General features: G+C 66.3%; 3 protein-coding genes and 1 pseudogene. All 4 read left to right on the forward strand.

Annotated features, from left to right (window positions below; genetic code table 11):
- Positions 1-257 (forward strand): annotated as a pseudogene (locus A3728_RS13480) (phage portal protein); the annotation flags it as partial.
- Entirely contained in the window at positions 250-477 is a 228-nt protein-coding gene (locus A3728_RS13485) for a GTA head formation protein, RCAP_rcc01685 family (protein ID WP_067924668.1), read from the forward strand. The pseudogene A3728_RS13480 and the gene A3728_RS13485, both read left to right, overlap by 8 nt.
- A 24-nt stretch (positions 478-501) precedes the next feature.
- Positions 502-1,092 carry an HK97 family phage prohead protease gene (locus tag A3728_RS13490; RefSeq protein WP_236628024.1) on the forward strand — a complete coding sequence of 197 codons (591 nt, stop codon included), beginning with the start codon at positions 502-504 and terminating at the stop codon, positions 1,090-1,092.
- A gap of 25 nt (positions 1,093-1,117) precedes the next feature.
- Positions 1,118-2,241, forward strand: a 1,124-nt coding sequence (locus tag A3728_RS13495; protein ID WP_067924670.1) for a phage major capsid protein, incomplete at its 3' end; no start/stop codon positions are given.

Raw genomic sequence — 2,241 nt, forward strand, 5'->3', positions numbered from 1 at the left:
AGGAGGCGCACCGGGCCCTTTACCGGCTGACGGTGCTGCCGCTGGCGACCCGTATCTGCGCGGCCCTTGGCCAATGGCTCGACGGGTTCGACGGGGTGGGCGCGGCTGGGGTCACCTTGCGCCCGGATCTGGACCTTGTTCCGGCCCTGTCGGCAGAGCGCGATGCGCAATGGGCCCGGGTGTCGGCGGCGGAGTTCCTGAGCGAGACGGAAAAGCGCCGCCTGCTCGGACTGCCGGTGGAGACGATGGATGGGTGAGGAACCCCGCTATGAGCGGTTCGAATGTGCCCCGGGATTGCGGCTCGAAGCGCATGAACGGGTGAGCGCCATTCACCACGAGAACCTGTCGCGCCGGATCGCGCGGCTGGAGGAGGGGCTCGACCGGCTGGAACGCAGGTTGTGGCTGACCGTCTACGGGGTGGTGGCGGTGATCCTGGCGCAGGCGGTTCAATCCGTTCTCGTCGTGGCGCCTTCGTGAGCGATGCAGTTGCAAGGAGACGATATGCAGAACTGGAACGAGAGCATGGGCGCGGCCCTGCCGCAGCTGGAACGCAAGTTCGCCCGTTTCGACAATGCCCGTACCGTCGCGGACGGGGTGGAGATCAGCGGCTATGCCAGCTTGTTCGGAAACCTGGATCAGGGCGGCGACAGCGTGGCGCCGGGCGCCTATGCCGCGTCGCTGAAAGCCCATGCGGAGGCCGGGCGCAGTGTGAAGATGCTCTGGCAGCACGATCCCGCACAGCCCATCGGCGTCTGGGACGAGGTGCGCGAGGACGCGCGGGGCCTTTGGGTGAAGGGCCGGTTGCTGAGCGATGTCGCACGGGGTCGCGAAGCGGCGGCACTTGTCACGGCCGGCGCGCTCGACGGGTTGAGCATCGGATATCGCACGGTGCGGGCTGAACGGAACGAGAAGGGGCACCGGGTTCTGGCGCAGCTCGACCTTTGGGAGGTCTCCCTCGTGACCTTTCCGATGCTGCCTGACGCCCGTGTCGGGGCCAAGGGTGACGCGCTGCCGGAGGACATCTGCAGTGGCATCGCCAGCGTTTTCCGCGAGGCGCGTGCGGCGCTGGAACGGAAGGACGACGCCACATGAACGGAACGCAACAGGAGACACGCCGATGAGCGCAGAACAGACCGGGATTTCCCGAAGCCAGTCCGCCCCCGTGCGGGAGATGGAGGAAGCCGTGGCGGGCTTTCTTTCCGACATGAAGGGCTTTCGGGCCGAGATCGAGACCAGAGTGAAACGGAGCGAAGAACGTATGACAATGATGGATCAGAAGATGACGGCGCCTGCGCGGTCCCCCCTGAGCGGACGCGTGGATAGCGGCGCGCCGCACCAAAAGGCGTTCAACGCCTATCTGCGCAACGGGGATGACGACGGGCTGCGCGGGCTGGAACTGGAGGGCAAGTCGCTTTCGACTGCCGTGAACTCGGACGGCGGCTATCTTGTCGATCCGCAGACGGCGGAGCGGGTCCAGTCGGTGCTGAACGCCACCGCTTCGATCCGGGCCATTGCTTCCGTGGTGCGGGTCGAGGCGACATCCTATGACGTGCTGGTGGATCATACCGACGTGGGCGCCGGTTGGGCCACCGAAGCCGGCCCGGTGGCCGAGACCGATACCCCGCAGATCGACCGGATCACCATCCCGCTGCATGAACTCAGCGCCCTGCCCAAGGCATCGCAGCGTCTGCTCGATGACAGTGCCTTTGACATCGAGGGGTGGCTGTCGGGCCGGATCGCGGACAAGTTTGCCCGCGCGGAGGCGGCAGCGTTCCTGACCGGGGACGGCATCGACAAGCCGCGCGGCCTGCTGACCCATCCGACCGGGCATAACGACGTCTGGACCTGGGGCGAGATCGGTTATGTGCCCAGCGGGCAGGACGGAGCGTTGAGCCCGGATTCGATCGTCGAACTCATCTATGCGCTGGGTGCCCAGTACCGGGCCAATGCGACCTTCGTGATGAATTCCAAGACCGCCGGGGTGGTGCGCAAGCTGAAGGACGGTGACGGGCGGTTCATGTGGACCGATGGCCTTGCCGCCGCCGAACCCGCGCGCCTGATGGGGTATCCCATACTGATTGCCGAGGACATGCCCGATGTCGCAACGGATTCGATGGCCGTGGCATTCGGGGATTTCGCCGCTGGCTATACCGTGGCGGAACGTCCTGACCTGCGCATTCTGCGCGATCCGTTCAGCGCCAAGCCGCATGTGCTGTTCTACGCCACCAAGCGCGTCGGCGG

This window comes from Sulfitobacter sp. HI0040 (genome assembly GCF_001634885.1).
In the GTDB taxonomy this organism is placed as follows: Bacteria; Pseudomonadota; Alphaproteobacteria; order Rhodobacterales; family Rhodobacteraceae; genus Sulfitobacter.

Excerpts from the sequence above, each read along its gene's own strand:
- A3728_RS13490 (WP_236628024.1), top strand. The coding sequence starts at position 502 with ATGCAGAACTGGAACGAGAGCATGGGCGCGGCCCTGCCGCAGCTGGAA.
- A3728_RS13485 (WP_067924668.1), top strand. The coding sequence starts at position 250 with ATGGGTGAGGAACCCCGCTATGAGCGGTTCGAATGTGCCCCGGGATTG.